This window comes from Peribacillus sedimenti (assembly GCF_046237635.1).
Classification (GTDB): Bacteria; Bacillota; Bacilli; order Bacillales; family DSM-1321; genus Peribacillus; species Peribacillus sedimenti.
The window spans coordinates 2814688-2834021 of sequence record NZ_CP143547.1; the positions used below are offsets into that span (position 1 = coordinate 2814688).

Sequence of the window (19334 nt, forward strand, 5' to 3'; positions counted from 1 at the left end):
CCAAACAAAAAAGCGTCTAAAAAGACGCTTCAAACTAGAATGAAAACAATGACTTGCTTTTGTAATATTTTTATTTCGCCAAAGCGCTGCCAATTTCCCTAACTTTACAAATGTCATAGATGCTTTTCCAAGGCTTCAGCCTTTCGAATTCGGCACTGGCTGCAAGGACATCGACTTCGGCATATCTTCTGCCGATAATTTGCATGCCTACGGGAAGCTTATCCTTAGAAAGGCCAGCAGGAATGGAAGCAGATGGATGACCGGTAAAGTTTGTAAAATATGTTAAACACCAGCCGATCAACGGATCTACTTCAACACCATTTATTTGTGACGGTCCAAGTGTATTACCGTCATTTGCGTTATCTACAGGCATTGATGCCAATGTCGGCGTGATGATCAAATCATATTTATTCAGGACGTTTTGGATGGCATCGTAAATTTCTGTCCTCATATGCTGGTCTCGGTTCATATCAAGCACCGTCATTTTGTAGCCTTTTTCAAGCCAATCGATATATTGTGGAGGAAGATCGTCACGATGATCCTTCATTATATCCAGTCCCTGGGCTTTGAAATTCTCGAGCGTATCGATGTTTGTAGGCAGAATCAGCCTGCTCCAAATATCACTTAATTCCCGCTGATCCCTTGTGATGCCGAATTTGACTTCCTCAACATGCGCTCCGGCCTCTTCAAACACCTTCACAGCTTTTCTAACCACAGCAGCCACTTCCTTGTCTACAGGGAAGACGTCGAAATCTGGACTGTACGCTATTTTCATGCCTTTGACAGACTTGTTTAGGGCAGCCATATAATTTACCTTTTCATCCAGACTGAATGGGTCTCTTGAATCATATCCAGCTAACGCCGATAAACCGATGGCAGCATCCTCCACATTCCTTGTAAGGGTACCTTCAAATAGGAACGGATTGATCCCGCCAAAAGCATTCGGCCTGGCCACAAATGGAACTCTGCCAAAGGAAGCCTTATACCCATATAATCCACACCAGGCAGCAGGTATACGAATCGAGCCTCCGCCATCTGTACCTTCGGCAATTGGAAGCAAACCATCAGCCACGGCTGCTGCACTTCCTCCTGAGGATCCGCCTGTATTTTTTGCGAGATTGAAAGGATTCCTGCTTGGCCCGAATAAATAATTATCGCAGGTGCCCCGGAATCCCATCACAGGACTGTTTGTCTTTCCTACCAAAATCGCTCCGGTTTGTTCCATCCGTTCTGCGTATACACAATAAAACTCGGCGATATAATCCCTAAGTGCACGAATGCCCCCAAAAGTGGACGGCCAGCCAGGCTTAAAGTCGAACAAATCCTTCAATGCTGTTGGTATACCATGCATGATGCCGACTTCTTCCCCCGACATTAGCTGCTGCTCCGCTTTTCTTGCTGCTTCCCTGGCCCCTTTGAAGTCCAAATGTACAAAAGCATTTAAGCTTTCGTTTCTTTCTTCGATTCGAGCAATGACTCCCTCTAGCACATCAACGGGCGACAATTCCTTTTTAGACATATTACTTTTCAGGTCGGCTACAGACATATAGGCCATTTCGGACGATAAAGACATGCGTCTTCCTCCTTATACTAAAATGTATACGCTTACACATCAATTTACATATTCTATATAAACGTGAGGAAGCCCTTTTTCTGAGTTATAATATTTTATTGACTTTTGTGTTTTCATAATATTTATTCTAGCGAGCTTTTTAATCGAATATATTATTGACAAAGTTGTACCCTGGGTATATATATTTGTAAAACGTTTTTTGTTTCATGACTTACAGTTATTTTATTTATTCTAGCGAGCTTTTTTTTAAAATAAAACATTTAAAATACCGGGTTAAAAGTTGGTCTTTTATAATATCGGTCAAAACTACTCTGTACCAATTTTCCGTTTTAAAGTATGATAGAACCATATTTAAAATCCAGTTTTTTACTTTCGGCACTCAAAAAGCAGTGATATCCAAGAATAATTGCCATTTGATAACTTTTGTTGTTGCTTTATAAATACTTATAATTCAGCAGCATCGAAAAATCTGCCCAAAACTATATAACTGCTCCTTCCCGATTTAATATTTAAATGGTAATATATTAATATTTGAAATAATGATTGTTAAATCAGATGGTTATATGCCGATATTTTTACTAAATCTTAGACACCAGGTGGTATGTAATAATGGATAGACGTACTGAAAAGAGAGTAAATTTTAAACAGCCCAAACCTGTTAAAGCTAAAATTCACCAATTAGGAAATCGATCTCTGCCTAGTGGTACTGCCGAAGTGAAAATTGAAAATATCAGTTTAAACGGCCTTCGGTTTTCATCTGATTTAGACTTCCCTATAACGAAAGAAATGGATTTAACATTTGAAATCGAATTGCTTGGCGAACACAGTTCGATAGCAGGAAGTATTTTATGGAAAGAAAAAATTGAATCCGGATATATGTACGGCGTGGAAATTAACATCACTAACCCAGCATACATAAAATCAATCGCATATATAACAAGCCAGATTTTAGGTTAGCACTGCTTCTCACATTTTTCGCTTGAAATTTCTCAGTACTAAAGAGCCAGCTAAAAGAAACAAGCTGACTCAAACTCGTTTACTCTTGCTCGCCAATCTACATAAGTTGCTTTCGTGATACATGTCTTTATATTGTACGGGGTGCTAAATATATGCTGCTTTAGTAATAGAGAAACGATCCCCTTGTTAAAGCACAGTGTAAACTTAACGAAAAATTGGATCATTCTGTTCATTTGTTATTTAGCTTCGGGTGACATGTAAATCTTCTCCAACGCATCGCATAATTTCCCCTGATCTAACAAACTTCCTGTAAGCACCATAGGTTTGATGCTCCTTTCCACTATTAATCTTTCTTTTATTCTTCAGATAAAACCTTAACATCAAATCTGGCCTTGATTGAGATTTGAAGCCTTCATTTTGTTCATCAGTTCGCTTTCTTAGGGCCAGGATTATTTTATATTTCTATTGAGATAAGGCTTATTTCCTTTCATTTATCAAGTCATTTCTTTTCCTGATAAAAAGGGTCCTTCATCATTCTTATGAAGGACCTTGCTTGTGTTCTCTCTTCAGATTTTTTCATCCTTAGCAAAGACGTTTTCTTGTATTACACACGATATATAATCTTCATCAGACTTAGAAGCACCGTTTCTATCTTCTCTCACTGGCTGCTTTCATCTTCATCTTCCCTACTCTCGACCATTCTTTAGTTCTTTCGTCAGATTATGAACTTCATCCCTTTATGAATGCTCCTTCTTGTATCCTCACTTCAGAAATTTTCCCTTTTCCTTCAGCCCTTTTATAAATGGCCTTTACTTCACCGCTTTGGCACTTGATGATCTAACTGGAGTACTTGACATCCGGTGCTCTAGCTCGATTTAGCCGTTACAGTAAACTTTGTTGGACAAATATTTTCAAGGCCTGTTTCAAGAATGCAATGGCCTAACTCTTATTCAGCAGCAGTGCCGCTTCTTTTAATATTGCCTGTTAATAGGTCTTCCAATGTTGTATGGTCCAAAAGTTCGGCAACTGTATCCCTTATTACCGACCATAATGGCTTTAATAAACACCCCTGGTCTTCGAGTGGGCAATATTCGTATGAAGTGACACTGACACAGCTCATGGGTGCCAGGGGGCCTTCCAAATCGCGTACCACATCGCCTATTATAATTTCTCCAGGGGTGGATTTAAGCATGTATCCCCCATTTACCCCGCGTTTGCTTACTACGTAACCATGACTTTTAAGCTGAAGAAGAATTTGTTCAAGATAGAGAGGCGGCACCAATGTTTCTGCTGCTATGTCCTTGATTTGGATCACCCTATTGTGCTTGGCTATGACAATCAGGGACCTTAAGGCATATTCTCCTTTACTTGATATTTTCATATAAAGCCTCCTTGTTTGCCCTCTTATTACACTTTATTATTCTTTTCAAAATTTATACTTGGGCGTCCGCCCACACAGAATGGGGAATATGTCATACGTTATTTCTGTAAAGCTGACTATGATTATCATCTTTATCAAAAAGCATGTTTTAAAGGAGAGAATAAAATGGATTTTTTGGTGAAATTGGATAGTACCCTTGGCGGTCTTCCGGATTATGGCAAGAGACAGATCCAAAATGCCATCCGGAAACTAAACCCCTCAGTTGAAGAGATTAAACCTTTTATAACAGAGCCAGACGGCCTTGAATATGGCAGGAATGTAATATATAAAACAGACGGCGTCGAAGTAATTATTGTTCATTTGCCTCCTCTCGCCAAGACCCTTGTGCATGACCATGGCTTTTCAAATGGCTCCGTATACGTCCTGGAGGGCAGATTGCTGAACATGATCTATCATCGTAACGGCAAACAAACCCTCTATCAAAAAAATGAAGAGTTTACTGTTGGTGAAGGATTTTCCGTTGAAGGAGATACCGTCCATCTGATGTATAATCCTGATTTAACCCGGTGTATTACCTTCCATGTCTATGCTCCTCCACTTGGAATGAAAAAAAATGACAACTCAAACGCAAAAAAAACAACGCTCGCAAATTAATCTACAAAGATAAGATCCCTGTTAGGTAAAACAAAAGATTTTACTATTTACAAAGGAGCTATTTTTTAAATAGGCAGGCATCCGTCATGAATCTGGTCATATAGTATGTGTAAAGGCGACTAAGTTTATAAAATTTCTATGCTTTAATAAACAGTCGCCAATCTTACAGGAAAGTTGGGGAGCTTATGATAAGCATCAAAAAACCAATATTTGCCCTTTTTACAAGCATGTTCGCACTTTTTCTCGCCCTTTCAGGCTGCAGCAGCAATGAAAGCGTGAAACACTCCGACAATAAAGAAAATGCATCAAAACCTGTTGAGTTATTGAATGTTTCATACGACCCTACAAGAGAGCTTTATCAGGAGTTCAATAAAGAATTCATTGAATACTGGAAGTCAAAAACCGGCCAGCAGGTCACCATCCAGCAGTCCCATGGAGGCTCGGGCAAACAGGCACGTGCTGTGATCGATGGCCTTGAGGCTGATGTTGTGACTCTGGCTCTTGCGTACGATATTGATGAAATCCATAAGCAGAGAAACCTACTCGATAAGAATTGGCAGAAAAGCTTCAAACAAAACTCAACTCCCTATACCTCTACCATCGTTTTTCTTGTAAGGAAGGGAAATCCGAAGAACATTAAAGATTGGGATGATCTGACCAGGAAGGACGTTTCCGTCATTACACCGAACCCAAAAACCTCCGGTGGTGCCAGATGGAATTACCTGGCGGGCTGGGCTTATGCTGATAAAAAATACAACGGAGATGAAGACCGAATCAAGAATTTCATGAAAAAGCTGTATCAAAATGTGGAAGTGCTGGATTCTGGGGCAAGGGATTCTACTAACACCTTTGTACAAAGAAAAATTGGCGATGTCCTTATTGCTTGGGAAAACGAGGCTTATTTGGCCATCAATGAACTGGGAAAGGATCAATTTACCATCGTAAACCCATCCATCAGCATACTTGCTGAACCTCCTGTCGCGGTTGTCGATAAAAATGCTGAGAAAAAAGGGACTACCAAGGTAGCGAAAGCATATCTGGAATACCTCTATTCTGATAAAGGCCAGGAAATTGCAGCGAAAAACTATTACCGTCCGAGAAACCAGGAAGTACTGAAAAGATATGCTGATAAATTCCCTGAATTGGAAATGGTTACTGTTAACGATTTTGGAGGCTGGCAAAAAGCCCAGCAAACCCATTTCGTAGATGGCGGTACCTTTGATGAAATCTATCAGCCGAAATAAGATCAGCCATTGATTCGACCCAAACATAGATAAAAAATGAGAGACAGATCCCCTTATAGGAAGGTGTGTAAGATTCGGCTCTCCGCTTTCCTATTACATTCAATTAGCCGTGCTTTACTAAATTCTAATCACCATTCCAGTATGCAAAGGACTGGATGGTGATTTTTAATAAGACCGAGGTGGACCAATGAAACATGTAAAAAAAGGGAGACTTAAAAGCTACAGTGTATTGCCGGGCTTTGGCCTTTCACTAGGCTTTGCGATGCTTTATATCAGCGTATTGATCATCCTCCCTTTATCCATGATATTTTTAAAAAGTGCGCAGGCGGGTTGGAGGGAGTTTTGGGAAACCATTACCGACCCAAGGGTGGTTGCATCGTATAAGCTAAGCTTTGGCGCCTCTCTTGCAGCTGGATTGATCAATATGGTTTTTGGGACATTGCTGGCATGGGTGCTTGTCCGATACAGTTTTCCAGGGAAAAAAATTGTTGATGGCCTCGTTGACTTGCCGTTTGCACTCCCGACAGCCGTTGCAGGAATTGCCCTGACCACTTTGTACGCTCCCAATGGCTGGATTGGCAGCCTTATTGGATTTAAAGTGGCCTTCACCCCTCTGGGAATAATAGTCGCTTTAACCTTTATCGGCCTCCCATTCGTGGTCAGGATGGTACAGCCCATCCTTCAAAATGTGGAGAAGGAAATGGAAGAAGCCTCCTCAAGCTTAGGAGCAAATCGCCTTCAGACCTTTATCAGGGTGATTTTTCCCGAAATACTCCCCGCTGTTATTGGCGGTTTTGCGCTCGCCTTTGCAAGGTCGTTGGGAGAATACGGCTCTGTTGTTTTTATTGCGGGCAATATGCCGATGAAGACAGAAATCACCCCCTTGCTAATCATGACAAAGCTTGAGCAATATGATTACACGGGTGCTACAGCCCTAGCGATAGTCATGCTCGTGACATCTTTTATTCTTATGTTTATGATCAATCTTTTACAGTGGCTCACCAATCGGCGATTAACGGCGAAATAAGGAGGTTTTAAACTTGGCCGGAAATGTAAGCAAGCATATTTATCAATCGCCCCAGTCTGGGAGGGGAGCAACAGAGCCAGCTTGGATCCGTTACACGTTGACTGTGATTGCGCTTCTGTTCCTTGGCGTCTTTCTTGTGCTGCCGCTTGTCACCATCTTTGCCCAGGCTTTTGATAAGGGAGCAGAAGTATACTTTCAGGCAATTTCTGACCCGGAAGCGCTCTCTGCAATACGTCTGACATTATTAGTCACAGCCGTTGCCGTACCGCTAAATGCAATTTTTGGCCTGGCAGCTGCATGGGCGATTTCAAAATTTGAATTCAAGGGGAAAAATTTATTGATTACCATTATCGACCTCCCCTTTTCCGTTTCTCCCGTTATCGCCGGCTTGGTATTTGTTCTCTTATTCAGTTCTCATGGCTTATTTGGAGAATGGCTTTTCGCTCATGATATAAAAATCATTTTTGCTGCTCCCGGAATTATTCTGGCGACGATTTTTGTAACGCTTCCCTTCATCGCAAGAGAGTTGATCCCCCTCATGCAGGCACAGGGCGCTGCGGAGGAGGAAGCATCCGTCTCCCTTGGAGCCAGCGGATGGAAAACTTTTATGTATATAACGCTTCCCAATATCAAATGGGGATTATTATATGGAATGATTCTTTGTACTGCCAGGTCCATAGGAGAATTTGGAGCTGTTTCAGTGGTTTCCGGCCATATTCGCGGGCTTACAAACACGATGCCCCTTCATATAGAAATCCTGTATGGAGAATATCATTTTGCAGCAGCATTCGCTGTTGCGTCCCTCATGTCTATATTCGCGATCATAACACTGATTGTGAAAAGTTTCCTTGAATGGCTGACGGTAAGACAGATGCAATCGGAACACCAAGCTAAGGAGTTGGCTTAAGTGAGCATTAAGATTGAAAATATTTCAAAATTCTACGGCGATTTCACAGCCCTGGAAGATATAAACCTGGATATTCAGACTGGCGAGCTTGTTGCCCTTCTAGGGCCATCCGGCTCTGGAAAAACCTCACTTCTCCGTATTATTGCCGGTTTGGAGAGAGCTGACACCGGCTCAATCCTGTTTGATAATAACGAAATTACCGATATAGATACAAAGGATCGAAAAGTAGGTTTCGTGTTTCAGCATTATGCCCTTTTTCGGCATATGACTGTATTCGATAATATTGCTTTCGGACTTAGAGTGCGTCCCCGAAAGAACCGCCCTTCAAAAAAAGAAATAGAACAGAAAGTCAGCCAATTGCTGGAACTCGTCAAGCTTGAATCTTTTGCAAAACGTTATCCAAGCCAATTATCAGGAGGACAAAGGCAAAGGGTGGCACTTGCCCGGGCTCTTGCTGTCGAGCCAAAAGTCCTCTTGTTGGATGAACCTTTTGGCGCGCTCGATGCAAAGGTGCGAAAGGAATTGAGACGCTGGCTGAGAAGGCTTCATAACGAGTTTCAGATTACCAGCATATTTGTAACCCATGACCAGGAGGAGGCGTTGGATGTAGCCGATCGAATAGTGGTCATGAATGAGGGGAAAATCGAGCAGATAGGACGGCCTGAAGATGTGTATGAGCATCCACAAACTCCCTTTGTATATGATTTTATCGGCAGTGTAAATGTTTTTCATGGCAGGCTTCAGGACGGAAAGCTCCAAAACGGATCATTCCAATTGGAAGCATTCCATTCAAAACAAGAAAACAACAAGGAAGCAGTCGGCTATGTCCGGCCGCACGAATTATATATTTTTAAAGCATACGAACAGGATTCTCTCTCAACTACAATCAACCATATCCATCTCACAGGTCCCATTGTCCAATTAGAATTGAGGCGGAAAGATACGGATGAACTCCTTGAAGCGGAGATCACCAAAGAGACATATGAGGCGCTCCGTTTAGAGCCGGGAGCGGTCGTCTATGTGAAGCCTAAAAAGCTAAAGGTGTTCATACCAAATAATCCAAATGATTATACGATATAAATTATATGCCAGCTATGGTGTCTTCTTACAGCACCTGCATCAAATTTTGCATGATGCCAATCCATGCCATATCCAGTTGATCAATCACGTTTCCTCTGTTAAAGCTACGCGTTAATTTGACAAATGATCAACTTGTAACTAAAATTGTTACATGAAGTGGTTTTAGTAATTTGAAAGTGTGTTTCTGCAACCCTTTCTAAGGTTCCATTGCTCCCTAAGTGTCAGGAAGATGATCGTTCCGAAAAAAATCATCCGGCTTTCGGAAACAGAAAGCAAGGAAATCACAAATTATCGTAACTTTTATTATCATTATTTTTGGAGGAAATTCATGAAAATTGGAATCATTGGCGCCGCCGGAAAAGCAGGCAGACTTATCATGCAGGAAGCGCTTAACCGCGGACACGAGGTAACAGCAATTGTAAGAAACGCTGCAAAAGTGGAAGAAAAAAATGTTGTTGTGCTGGAGAAAGACTTATTTTCTCTTGCTGGAGACGATTTAAAAGCATTGGATGTTGTGGTAAACGCTTTTAGTGCCCCATTTGGCCAGGAGCATTTATATGTAGATGCCGGGCAGGCCCTTATACAAGCTCTACAAGACGCACCCAATACAAAGCTGATTGTAGTTGGAGGAGCCGGAAGCTTATTTGTTGATAAAGACAAGACGACAAGGCTCATGGATACACCTGATTTTCCGGATTTTGTTTATCCAACAGCTTCGAATGCTGCCAAAGCCCTCGAGGACCTGAAAAAAACAGATTCCATCACATGGACCTATATCAGTCCAGCAGGTTTTTTTGATGCCAATGGAAATAGAACGGGCTCCTATCAAACAGGCGAGGACCATGTTATTTTGAACAGCAAGGGGCAAAGCTACGTCAGCTATGCCGATTACGCAATCGCCGTGCTGGATGAAATCGAAAATCCAAAACATGATAATCAACGGTTTACCGTTATTTCAGAAGCGGAATAAACAAGATGGGCTGTAGTCACAATGATTACAGCCTTATCCTTATGTTCGGTCGATGTGTTGAACGGTAAAAAGTGCTCTGTTGCCTGCACACTCCCCTCTCATCTCATCCTGCCTTTTTCGTATCGGAGCCTTCTGTCCGAATAAATTTGAAAACTAAAAAGGCAATTATGATTCCTAGCATACCAGCAATAATAAATGTCATATTGATATGTTCTTTCATAAAAATCGACATAAGCGGCGGGCCTGCAGCAACCCCTACGTATCGGGAAGAGCTGTAAAAAGAGGTTACCGTACCTTTTTGCTCCTTCTCGATATTCTCTGTAATCATGGCATCCAGAGTCGGAAGCAGACACCCAATCGCAATTCCCAAAATGCTGGTGACAGCAATAAGCAGCCATAACCTTTCCCTTATAAACCCTTCGAATACAATGGTTACCGACATTGCCACTACACTGGCAACGATGACCTTCTTCATGGTTGGAAGCTTCCCTTTTATGGTTCTCCCTGTAATAAAAGATGAAATACATAAGGTCAATAATGGGATTGCCAGTACAAAACCTTTTTTGACACCATGCAGGTCATGGAGTTTTTCAAGATTGTCCGAAAGGAAAAACAGGACACCAAATAAAATGAGCATTACATAACTGCCAATTATAAGCACAGTGTAAATCCATCGGCCTTCATTTTTGAAGATTTGCTTGGTGTTGTGCAGAGAGTCTTTAAAATTTTTAGGTTTCTCTTTTCCTTTGGGCTGCGGAATTAAGAAAAAAACCATGATGATGCTGATCAAACTAAAAACTGCAATCGAAAAGAAAGGCAGGTACCACAAAAATGCTGCAAAAAAGGAACCCAGGATCGGACTTAAGACCTTTCCAAAAGTATTAGAGGTTTCAATAATTCCAAGGCATGAACTCGTTTTCTCATCATCATCCTGATAAAGGTCACCTATAAGCGGCAATACAATCGGTGAAGCTCCTGCTGCCCCTATTCCCTGCAGAACCCTGCCGATAATAATCATGGCATATGGATCCTCCAACCTCCATGATGCAAAACCTGCAATCAATCCTCCGATTAAGGTGATGATTAAGCTAGGCAGTATGACTTTTTTTCTTCCGATACGGTCCGAGAGGTAACCAGCTATTGGAATTAAAAAAATGGAGGCAATGGAAAAGCTGGTGATCACCATACTGGACTGAAATGAAGTGATTCCCACCTTTTTTTCAAAGATAGGCAGCACAGGAATAAGCATAGAATTTCCCAGAGTCATAACAAGAGGGATGGAAGCCATGCTTGCTACACACCATACGCTGACAGTGTTGTTTTCCTTATTTGCTAGTTGTCCCATTACTTCACCCCATCTTCATGAACTTTTCCTATATATATTGTGTACAATAGATGAACTTGTTATTTTTGATAGCAATGGTTTTGAGCAGATCCGTTCAAGAATCCGATTGCTGGCAGGAGCAAAAACCAAAACTTGCAAAAGCGCTGTCCTTATCGTTATATTGCCAGTTAAGGGTGTCATTTCATACGGACAAATGAAAAAAACATATTTTGAACAAAATAAAAAAACCATACGGATTAGTATGGTTTTGCGCTGACATTATTTTTGGAGCATTTTCTCTAGATGCTTTATGGTAGGCGTCAAATTCGCGAGGAAATAGGCTTCCCTTAAGCGCCTTGATGATTCACTCTTTTGAAGATAACCCGAACCGCCCTGGTGAAGCATATTTGCCTGCACCGCTTCAAGCGTCAAATAGGCAATATTTAAACGAAGTCGCATTAATTCTTCGGTATGCTCTTTGATACTCTCAGCTGCAGCGATCTGGTAGGTCTTTTCTCTAATCGGCTCCAGCTTCTCCTTCAACTGGTCTGGCTGAACCAGCAAGTACTGGTTGCACCCTCCCTGTCTGTTGCATACCTTGTCCATTGCTGAAATCGATGATTCTGTCACGCCAAGGCCAAGCGGAACTTGGTAAATAAGGAACGCCGGGCGTATTTCTTGCACATATTGATCAGCATCCTGTGAAACAATCCATTGCTCAGGTATGAATACTTCGTCAAAGGAGCAGGAATACGTTCCGCTTCCATTTAAACCTAAGTAGTCAACCTTCTCCTTCAGTGTAAGCCCTTTTGCATCACAAGGTACAAGACCCATAATCCTGGTGTGTTCATCCACTGAAGCAATAAAACCAAACCAATGATCTGGTCCCAGGTTCGACACCGAAGGCAGCGTGCCAGAAACAACATAGCCCCCATCGCATTGTTTAGCGGATAGATGGAGTGTCTCCAGGCCGGCATAATACTTCATCGGGTTTGATAAGCCAGTTGCTCCCAGTAATCCTCCATTTTCGAGCAAAGGCAGAATCTCTTTTTTCAAATAGGCGTTGCTGCTTTTCCGGATATATGTGAGAGAAGCCAGGTGACACCAAAGGTTGAATCCCGTAGTCATACAGGCCTTTGAAATCTCTTCTACCAACTTTACTTCACGGGTTAGCACTTCAGCTTCAGTAAGGCCGCTTGAATTGAGAAGCCCTGATTTTCCAAGCTGCAGCATGAAATCCTCAGGATAATAAGCATCAAGGTCGATCTTTTTCACTAAAGGTTTCAGCTCACTTGCAATCAGCTCTTCTACAATTTGATGTTCTTTCATGGGTCTTCCTCCTTTCCGATTGATCATATGCTGATTTTATTTTCTAAATATATTAAGCCGCCAAAATGGTGACGGTATCCGAGTCGTTTTACATTTTACATGTAATTCTCTATATATGGTTCGAATTAAACTTTTTATAGAACTTGAAAGAAGGATGACTCAATATCGGCATCTGACGCTGTTCCATCAACCAATTAGAACCTTAACGCTTTATAGCAAATACACATTAAAGCCTAGCCCAGATGAGTCATCCTCCAAATCTGATGATCTATTATTTTTCTGAAGAAAGCTCTGTAATAGTATCAATGGGTGCCTTCACCGCTTCGCGAGCCTTTTTGACAGCTGACTCATCCGGTGCATCGTAGAAGCATAGGCACTTAGTCATATCTTCACAAACATAAGTCCTTGAGAATGCAACTTCAGGAACTTCCTGATAATGTACAGAATTAGTTTTCTTGCGGTCAAGGTATGCATCCATAGTCAAATTCTCAGGAAGATTCCACTCCACTAGATAATTTACTTTGTCAGCCTGTTTTTTTACATTATCCAATTCCTGGCCAACAAGGCGAACAGGCTTGATTAAAGTTACAGGCACATCAAGTTTTCTTAGTGCTTCATTTACTGTATTACGCTCTTCGCTTTCGAAAATGAAGAACGCTCTTGAGAAATCCTTGGATACTTGGATCTCGATTAGGCTTGCATTATTATTGCCAACCTCTGACTGAATTTCAGCAACCTTCTTTTCAAAGCTTTCACGATCTTTAATTGAACTGTTTAAAATGGATTCCACTAAATAAAGTCCCATTACAATTCCTCCCAGGAAATAATAATTTTAATTCTGTTAATCAAGTATTTTCGCACTTTTCTTTCGAAATAGCTTTCCTAAGTTATTTTATTATACTTAGTTAAAAAAAACAACTTTTAGATTTTATGTTATAATTTACGCAATAAACATAATTTTGGAGGACATAACATGAAAGACAGATATAACCTGCCCTGTAATATTGCCCAGTCTCTTAACATCATTGGAGACCGTTGGACGCTTTTAATCATACATGAGATACTGATTGGGCATACCACATTTAATGAGATTAAGAAGGGATTGGACGGACTCTCTTCCAATCTATTATCAGACCGTTTAAAGCATCTCGAGGAAAACGGGCTGGTTGTTTCAGAATTGTATTCCACCCATCCACCCCGATATCGTTATGAACTGACAGAAAGCGGCAGGGCACTGGAGCATGTTTTCAATTCCTTAATTCTATGGGGACAAAACCATCTGAAAAAATGTTATAAAAAGCTGATTCATCAGCCATGCGGCCACGAGGTTGAAATTTCTTATTACTGTCCATGCTGCGAAAAAAATGTAGATGACCTCGAAGTCTTGGTCTTGCAGGAAGAAATCTAACTAGGCAGCGACAATTTTTATAAAAATTATAGATTTGAAATTTTGCCTCCATACTCAGGGCAAAGCAGAAAAAAGCAAAACTATAAATCTATAACCTTCATGAAATAAAAGACAGAGAAATTAACTCTCTGTCTTTTTTTTAAGGTTTCTTCCATTTCCGCCCCACTGCCTTTGGATCCATCTTTCGAAAAGGCCTACCGCTTTATCAAGAAGCAGCCCCGAAATACCGATAAAGATAATTCCCGCAAGGACCAGGTCCAAACGAATGGAATTTCTTGCATCTACAATCAGGTATCCAAGGCCTGACTGAGCCCCCACCATCTCTCCTGCCACAAGGAAAATCCACGCTGTACCTACAGCAATATGAAGCCCATTTGCAATGTACGGGAAGGATGCAGGGAAAATGATTTTTTTCATAAGATCGGCCGGTTTCATTTCGAAATTCTGCGCAATCTTCAGGTATGTCTTGTCAACCTTCTTTACTGCCGACACAGTGGAAAGTAGTATCGGGAAAAAGGCAGCAATAAAAATGATGACGATGGCCGGGACGTCCCCAATGCCGAACCATAACACGATGAATGGCGACCAGGCGATTGGGGAAACTGGCCTCAGCACCTGAACGATTGGATCAAGGACATTCCAAACCCTCGTTAATCTGCCAAGGACAAGACCCAGCACAATTGCAATAACTGCAGCCAGCAAATAGCCGACCAGGAAACGAAACAGACTGACCCTGAAGTGGGTGAAAATCGTTCCATCTTCAATGAGGCTCAAAATCCCCTCGCATACTTTCAATGGAGGAGGGAATAGTGCTTCATCATACTTGCCGATCATAATCGAAGTTTGCCATACAGCAAGCAATATGACAAATCCAATGATCACATTACTTATTGTCTTAAATCTGCCCATAATCACTTCGCCTTATCAATCAATGTATTGTCGATAAAATCCTTATAAGAAGGAGGATTATCAAGCAATTTCATTTCTTTTAGATTAGTGGTCAATTCATCGTAAGATGCCTCATCGATCCTTAACTCATCATAAGAGATCCACTTTAGTGATACGTCCATTACCTTTTTGTCCACCTTCATGAATTTAGAAGAGACATCATGTACATGGCTGTCTTTTTTCTCGGCAGTTTCCCCTGCCTTCACATATTCATTCACAAGCTCCTGAGCATAGTTACCATCTTCTTGGATAAAATCATTTCGAAGTACAAGTGCACAGTCTATGGAATCCTTCCAGACATCCTGATCCTGATACAAGACTTTTCCTTTATCCAGCGCAACAGATACCGCACCAAATGGCTCTGCTACAACATATCCAGCAATCCTTCCTTCTGAAAGGGCAGCCGGCATTTCCGCAGGCGGAAGCTCTACAGCTTTGACATCTTCGTATTTCATCCCTGCTTGCTTCAGAGCCTGATGCAGCAGGATATTATGCGTAGAGAATTTATGTGGAATCGCAAAGCTTTTACCCTTTAAATCTTCAATTTTATTAATATCTTTATTAACAACCAGGACGTTTCCATCCCTGTGTCCCAAAGCCACCGCTTTAAGGTCTATACCGCTCTCTTTCGCCTTCATGGCTAGCGTGATCAATACAGAAGCACCATCGATACGTCCAGTATTCAAAGCATCGAGCAATTCTGGCCATGAACCGAATTTAACAAGCTCCAGCTCAATATTTTTGAAGTTTTCCTTGCCATCTTCACTTTCAATGAATAAAGGCATTGCATGGGTGATTGGCAGGTATCCAATCTTAACCTTACGTTTTTCGTCCTTGCTGCCACCCTTACTTGAATTCTCGCTGGAGCCGCAGGCTGCCAGACTGAAAACCATCAGTGCAGCTAAAAAAATCATGATAAGCTTTTGATACTTTTTCCTCATCCTTATTATCCTCCTATTAGTACCTTGTTTACTTTTATCTTTTCTAGATGTTGAATTCCACCGGTCTTGCCGGATGGTTAAGGTGAAATTCATCGAGGATGATTTTCCGGTAGTGCTGGAAATCGCTGTGGCTACGATCCCTCGGTCTTGATGTATCGACGTGCAATTCCCTCTGTATACGACCTGGATTTGCATTCATGATAAAAATTCGATCTGACAGGTATACGGCTTCATCGATATCATGGGTTACCAATATGATCGTCGTCTCTTCATTCCGATGGATGTTTAACAGTTCATCCTGTAGATAGTAACGGTTAAAGGTATCCAATGCAGCAAAAGGCTCATCCATCAGAATTAATTCCGGCTGAAGAGCAAGTGCACGTGCAATGGCGACTCTCTGCTGCATTCCCCCTGATAATTCGGCAGGGAATAATCCGGTCTTACTATCAAGTCCCACAAGTTTCAAATAATGATAAGCACGGTCCATCCTCTCCTCTTTGGAAAGGTCTAGACCTTCCAGGCCCAGCTCTACGTTTTTCAAGACGGATCTCCATGGCAAGAGACCATAATTTTGAAAAAGCATTACACAGCGCTTGCTTGGCCTGTCAACTGTTTTCCCCTCGAGAAAGACATCCCCGCTGTCTGATTTTTCAAAGCCGCCAATTATGTTTAATAATGTACTTTTTCCACAGCCGCTCGGCCCTAGCAATGAAATGATTTCACCTTTCTTAATATCAAAGGATATATTCTGAAGAACCTGTTCTGAACGATTCCGGTTTGAAAAGCTCTTGCTTACTTCCTCAACTTTAATTAATGCTGAATTATCAGACAAATACTCCTACCTGCCTTTCTGAGTTTCTAACCAGTTTCATATTTTTCAGGAATGAATTGTACAATCCACTTAATCCCTATCAACTTAGTGAGATTTATGTATTGTAAGTAATTTTATTATACTTTGTCATATAAATCAATCTAATATAACAATATTACTAATAATTGTGGAAATTGAAAGAGTTTTCTGAAGCAGTTTATTGCATGGGCAGAATAATCATGCCACATAACACTGTATTTCCTTAGGTTTACTATATGAAACTCTCACATGAGAAAAAAAGTGCTGAAAACCTCAGCACCATTTCATTTTGTATCTTACAATTATATGAAATGGCTGTGCCTTTTAACAGACCCATCAAAATGTTATAACTTTATTCCCTGATGGAAATAAATCTCAACCCTTAAAACGCTTTATTATGTTCTTATAGCGCCCTATAATTATTGAAGGCATACAGATACTTCCATTCCTTATTAAATTTAGCATGTTAATATGTAGTGAAAGGTCAATGAAAAGCCTCCGTATCGAAACCTTTACCTCATATACCCAGGATGTATAATAGAAGATTCGAAAACTCCCATTCCGATTTTGCTGGTTGGTATCCAGAATTGCCAGGTCTCCATTCATTTCTTTGCTATCTCGCAAAGGAATCATCAAATCGATTGTGCTGGAGTTTTTTGCAGAGTTTTCCAAGAAGTTTTCAATCTTCTTTCGTCTAAAAGTTCTGTAAGAAGGCTATTTCAGGGTCAAAACCCGCGCGTGAAAAATAATCAGCGTTTTTTTGTTCTGTCTTCTTAGATAAATCGTTTCTCATTCCAGAACTTAATAATATCGGCTGTCACAATCGCAACTCCGTGTTCTCAACAGAAAGCTATATATATATCCGCTCCAATCAACAGTTTCTTAATACAGATGGACCAAATACACAAACCCTGGTTCAAATTATATAGATATATAAATTTGTTAGTCTTCTGATTTGCTAATTCTCAATATTTTCGTATAATTAAGGGAATAATTCTAGGAAACTATCTCACAGGAAGTGAAGAAATGGATTTTAGCTTACAGCCTTTAGGGGACCACGCAGTAATTATTCAGGTTGGAAATGATATAAATGAGGAAACTCAAAAGAAAGTTCAATTAATAACCGCTTTATTGGATAAAAATACAGCGGACTGGATAGTCGAATACATACCAGCGTTTACAACTGTCACTTTATTTTACGACCCGGTAAAGGTGATTAATCATAAAAGTCTAGTAGATAAGCTGCCATATGATATTGTATGCTCCAATTTAAAGACCTTATTGTCTGGTCTTCAAGCCGGCAAGCATGAAGACCAGCGCATTATCGAAATTCCGGTGTGTTATGGCGGAGACTTAGGCCCGGATTTGCAAATCGTAGCAGAACATAATGGCTTGACTCCAGAAGAAGTGATACAGATCCATTCCAGCGGCGATTATATTGTATATATGATTGGATTTGCGCCTGGATTCCCATATATCGGCGGGATGTCAGAAAAAATTGCAACCCCAAGAAAAGATACACCGCGATTAAAAATCCCGCCTAGGACAGTAGGCATTGCCGGTAAGCAAACAGGAGTGTATCCAATCGAAACACCTGGCGGCTGGCAGCTTATTGGAAGGACACCTATCGATCTTTTCCTTCCGGAAGAGGCTCCTCCTACCCTCCTTAGGGCAGGAGACAAAATTAAATTTAATCCCATCACCTTTGATGAATATTTGGCACTGGGAGGAGATCAATGATGATAACGGTAATTAAACCGGGTCTCCTGACAAGTGTTCAGGATTTAGGAAGATATGGGTATCAAAAATACGGAGTCATTGCAAGCGGCGTTATGGACAAGCTCTCCCACCGTATTGCCAATATCTTGGTCGGCAATGATGAAAACGAGCCGACTCTGGAAATAACCTTGTTAGGGCCTGCTATCCAATTTGAGGAAGACAGCCTCATTTCCATTTGCGGAGGCGACTTATCCCCTTCCATTAACGGAACATTGGTAAGACCTTGGCGGAGCATTTTTGTAAAAAAAGGAAGCAAGCTGACTTTCGGCCCTGCAAAGTCCGGCAGCAGAACTTATCTTTCGGTGGCAGGCGGCTTTAACGTTAAGGAGGTCATGGACAGCAAATCAACTTATTTAAGAGCAGGTATCGGCGGATTTAAAGGAAGGGCCCTAAAAGCAGGAGACTCTATTCCATTCCATCAGCCTGGCGATCTTTCGATTTCCATAATGGAATATCTGGCACGACAAGCCAAAGACCGCCAATTTGCCGAGATGGAATGGTCCGTTGCAAGCAATTTAACTCCTGCTTACCGAAAAGATGCAGCAATCCGGGTAATTAAAGGGAATCAATATCATTTATTTTCTGAGGTTAGCAGATATAAATTTTTTAGCGAGACGTTTGAAGTCACTCCCCAATCGGACCGAATGGGATATCGGTTGAAAGGCCCCTTTTTACAGCTGGAAAAACCGGAAGAATTGATTTCTGAAGCAGTAAGCTTTGGTTCGATACAAGTTCCTTCCGAGGGAAGTCCAATTGTCCTACTGGCAGACAGGCAAACAACCGGAGGCTACCCTAAGATCGGCCAGATTGCATCCGTTGATTTGCCAATCATTGCCCAGGCCAAGCCGGGAGACCGCATCCGTTTCAGTGAAGTAAGCCATGAAGCAGCTCAGGCCCTCTATCTTGAAAGAGAGGCTGAATTAAAACAGCTGAAGAATGGGATATTATTGAAATTCAGATAG

The 19334-nt window shown here is 41.3% G+C and carries 18 protein-coding genes; 10 read left to right on the top strand and 8 right to left on the bottom strand.

What is annotated here, in order from left to right; all coding sequences use genetic code 11:
• Positions 1–70: 70 nt before the first annotated feature.
• Positions 71–1573 carry an amidase gene (locus tag V1500_RS13935; protein WP_409300076.1) on the bottom strand — a complete coding sequence of 501 codons (1503 nt, stop codon included), beginning with the start codon at positions 1571–1573 and terminating at the stop codon, positions 71–73.
• Positions 1574–2182: 609 nt separating this feature from the next.
• Here V1500_RS13935 and V1500_RS13940 point away from each other — a divergent pair.
• Positions 2183–2530 carry a PilZ domain-containing protein gene (locus tag V1500_RS13940; RefSeq protein WP_409300078.1) on the top strand — a complete coding sequence of 116 codons (348 nt, stop codon included), beginning with the start codon at positions 2183–2185 and terminating at the stop codon, positions 2528–2530.
• Positions 2531–3476: 946 nt separating this feature from the next.
• Here the strand turns inward: V1500_RS13940 and V1500_RS13945 are convergent.
• Positions 3477–3911 carry an RrF2 family transcriptional regulator gene (locus V1500_RS13945; protein ID WP_409300080.1) on the bottom strand — a complete coding sequence of 145 codons (435 nt, stop codon included), beginning with the start codon at positions 3909–3911 and terminating at the stop codon, positions 3477–3479.
• Positions 3912–4076: 165 nt separating this feature from the next.
• Here V1500_RS13945 and V1500_RS13950 point away from each other — a divergent pair, with 165 nt between their 5' ends.
• The 6 genes from V1500_RS13950 to V1500_RS13975 all read left to right on the top strand — a co-directional run bounded on the left by V1500_RS13950 (position 4077) and on the right by V1500_RS13975 (position 9793).
• A complete protein-coding gene (locus V1500_RS13950; protein WP_409300082.1) occupies positions 4077–4565 on the top strand; it encodes a cysteine dioxygenase in 489 nt (162 codons plus the stop codon).
• 185 nt (positions 4566–4750) lie between these two features.
• Complete coding sequence (locus V1500_RS13955; RefSeq protein ID WP_409300084.1) at positions 4751–5809, top strand: sulfate ABC transporter substrate-binding protein; 1059 nt, start codon at positions 4751–4753, stop codon at positions 5807–5809.
• Between the two features lie 187 nt (positions 5810–5996).
• Positions 5997–6836, top strand: coding sequence for a sulfate ABC transporter permease subunit CysT (cysT, locus tag V1500_RS13960; protein WP_409300086.1), 840 nt, complete (start codon positions 5997–5999; stop codon positions 6834–6836).
• A gap of 13 nt (positions 6837–6849) precedes the next feature.
• A complete protein-coding gene (gene cysW, locus V1500_RS13965; RefSeq protein ID WP_409300088.1) occupies positions 6850–7743 on the top strand; it encodes a sulfate ABC transporter permease subunit CysW in 894 nt (297 codons plus the stop codon).
• Entirely contained in the window at positions 7744–8823 is a 1080-nt protein-coding gene (locus tag V1500_RS13970; protein WP_409300090.1) for a sulfate/molybdate ABC transporter ATP-binding protein, read from the top strand.
• A gap of 328 nt (positions 8824–9151) precedes the next feature.
• Positions 9152–9793, top strand: coding sequence for an NAD(P)-dependent oxidoreductase (locus V1500_RS13975; RefSeq protein ID WP_409300092.1), 642 nt, complete (start codon positions 9152–9154; stop codon positions 9791–9793).
• A gap of 103 nt (positions 9794–9896) precedes the next feature.
• Here V1500_RS13975 and V1500_RS13980 read toward each other — a convergent pair whose 3' ends face one another.
• The 3 genes from V1500_RS13980 to V1500_RS13990 form a co-directional block, all read right to left on the bottom strand.
• Positions 9897–11138 carry an MFS transporter gene (locus V1500_RS13980; protein ID WP_409300094.1) on the bottom strand — a complete coding sequence of 414 codons (1242 nt, stop codon included), beginning with the start codon at positions 11136–11138 and terminating at the stop codon, positions 9897–9899.
• A 258-nt stretch (positions 11139–11396) separates the two neighbouring features.
• Positions 11397–12446 carry an acyl-CoA dehydrogenase family protein gene (locus V1500_RS13985; RefSeq protein WP_409300095.1) on the bottom strand — a complete coding sequence of 350 codons (1050 nt, stop codon included), beginning with the start codon at positions 12444–12446 and terminating at the stop codon, positions 11397–11399.
• A 271-nt stretch (positions 12447–12717) separates the two neighbouring features.
• The gene (locus V1500_RS13990) at positions 12718–13251 is read right to left on the bottom strand and encodes a DUF4242 domain-containing protein (RefSeq protein ID WP_409300097.1); all 534 of its coding nucleotides are present in this window, start codon (positions 13249–13251) and stop codon (positions 12718–12720) included.
• A gap of 168 nt (positions 13252–13419) precedes the next feature.
• Here V1500_RS13990 and V1500_RS13995 point away from each other — a divergent pair, with 168 nt between their 5' ends.
• Entirely contained in the window at positions 13420–13854 is a 435-nt protein-coding gene (locus tag V1500_RS13995; protein ID WP_409300099.1) for a winged helix-turn-helix transcriptional regulator, read from the top strand.
• A 120-nt stretch (positions 13855–13974) separates the two neighbouring features.
• On the opposite strand, the gene V1500_RS14000 is transcribed toward V1500_RS13995, so the two are convergent.
• Genes V1500_RS14000 through V1500_RS14010 form a run of 3 tightly spaced genes read right to left on the bottom strand, consistent with a single transcriptional unit; the run spans position 13975 to position 16575 of the window.
• On the bottom strand, positions 13975–14763 hold the full coding sequence (locus V1500_RS14000) for an ABC transporter permease (RefSeq protein WP_409300101.1): 789 nt from the start codon (positions 14761–14763) through the stop codon (positions 13975–13977).
• 2 nt (positions 14764–14765) lie between these two features.
• Entirely contained in the window at positions 14766–15743 is a 978-nt protein-coding gene (locus V1500_RS14005) for an ABC transporter substrate-binding protein (RefSeq protein ID WP_409300102.1), read from the bottom strand.
• A 43-nt stretch (positions 15744–15786) separates the two neighbouring features.
• Positions 15787–16575 (bottom strand): ABC transporter ATP-binding protein, encoded by a 789-nt coding sequence (locus tag V1500_RS14010; RefSeq protein ID WP_409300103.1) that lies wholly within the window; start codon positions 16573–16575, stop codon positions 15787–15789.
• Between the two features lie 1044 nt (positions 16576–17619).
• On the opposite strand from V1500_RS14010, the gene pxpB reads away from it, so the two are divergent.
• Both pxpB and V1500_RS14020 read left to right on the top strand, forming a co-directional pair.
• The gene (gene pxpB / locus V1500_RS14015) at positions 17620–18333 is read left to right on the top strand and encodes a 5-oxoprolinase subunit PxpB (protein WP_409300105.1); all 714 of its coding nucleotides are present in this window, start codon (positions 17620–17622) and stop codon (positions 18331–18333) included.
• Positions 18333–19334, top strand: coding sequence for a biotin-dependent carboxyltransferase family protein (locus V1500_RS14020; RefSeq protein ID WP_409305996.1), 1002 nt, complete (start codon positions 18333–18335; stop codon positions 19332–19334). The genes pxpB and V1500_RS14020 overlap by 1 nt, the downstream gene beginning before the upstream one ends.

Bases quoted from the DNA above. Each gene is read 5' to 3' on its own strand.
- V1500_RS13935 (WP_409300076.1), bottom strand. From the start codon at position 1,573: ATGTCTTTATCGTCCGAAATGGCCTATATGTCTGTAGCCGACCTGAAA.
- V1500_RS13940 (WP_409300078.1), top strand. From the start codon at position 2,183: ATGGATAGACGTACTGAAAAGAGAGTAAATTTTAAACAGCCCAAACCT.
- V1500_RS13945 (WP_409300080.1), bottom strand. From the start codon at position 3,911: ATGAAAATATCAAGTAAAGGAGAATATGCCTTAAGGTCCCTGATTGTC.
- V1500_RS13950 (WP_409300082.1), top strand. From the start codon at position 4,077: ATGGATTTTTTGGTGAAATTGGATAGTACCCTTGGCGGTCTTCCGGAT.
- V1500_RS13955 (WP_409300084.1), top strand. From the start codon at position 4,751: ATGATAAGCATCAAAAAACCAATATTTGCCCTTTTTACAAGCATGTTC.
- cysT (WP_409300086.1), top strand. From the start codon at position 5,997: ATGAAACATGTAAAAAAAGGGAGACTTAAAAGCTACAGTGTATTGCCG.
- V1500_RS13975 (WP_409300092.1), top strand. From the start codon at position 9,152: ATGAAAATTGGAATCATTGGCGCCGCCGGAAAAGCAGGCAGACTTATC.
- V1500_RS13980 (WP_409300094.1), bottom strand. From the start codon at position 11,138: ATGGGACAACTAGCAAATAAGGAAAACAACACTGTCAGCGTATGGTGT.
- V1500_RS13985 (WP_409300095.1), bottom strand. From the start codon at position 12,446: ATGAAAGAACATCAAATTGTAGAAGAGCTGATTGCAAGTGAGCTGAAA.
- V1500_RS13990 (WP_409300097.1), bottom strand. From the start codon at position 13,251: ATGGGACTTTATTTAGTGGAATCCATTTTAAACAGTTCAATTAAAGAT.
- V1500_RS13995 (WP_409300099.1), top strand. From the start codon at position 13,420: ATGAAAGACAGATATAACCTGCCCTGTAATATTGCCCAGTCTCTTAAC.
- V1500_RS14000 (WP_409300101.1), bottom strand. From the start codon at position 14,763: ATGGGCAGATTTAAGACAATAAGTAATGTGATCATTGGATTTGTCATA.
- V1500_RS14005 (WP_409300102.1), bottom strand. From the start codon at position 15,743: ATGAGGAAAAAGTATCAAAAGCTTATCATGATTTTTTTAGCTGCACTG.
- pxpB (WP_409300105.1), top strand. From the start codon at position 17,620: ATGGATTTTAGCTTACAGCCTTTAGGGGACCACGCAGTAATTATTCAG.
- V1500_RS14020 (WP_409305996.1), top strand. From the start codon at position 18,333: ATGATAACGGTAATTAAACCGGGTCTCCTGACAAGTGTTCAGGATTTA.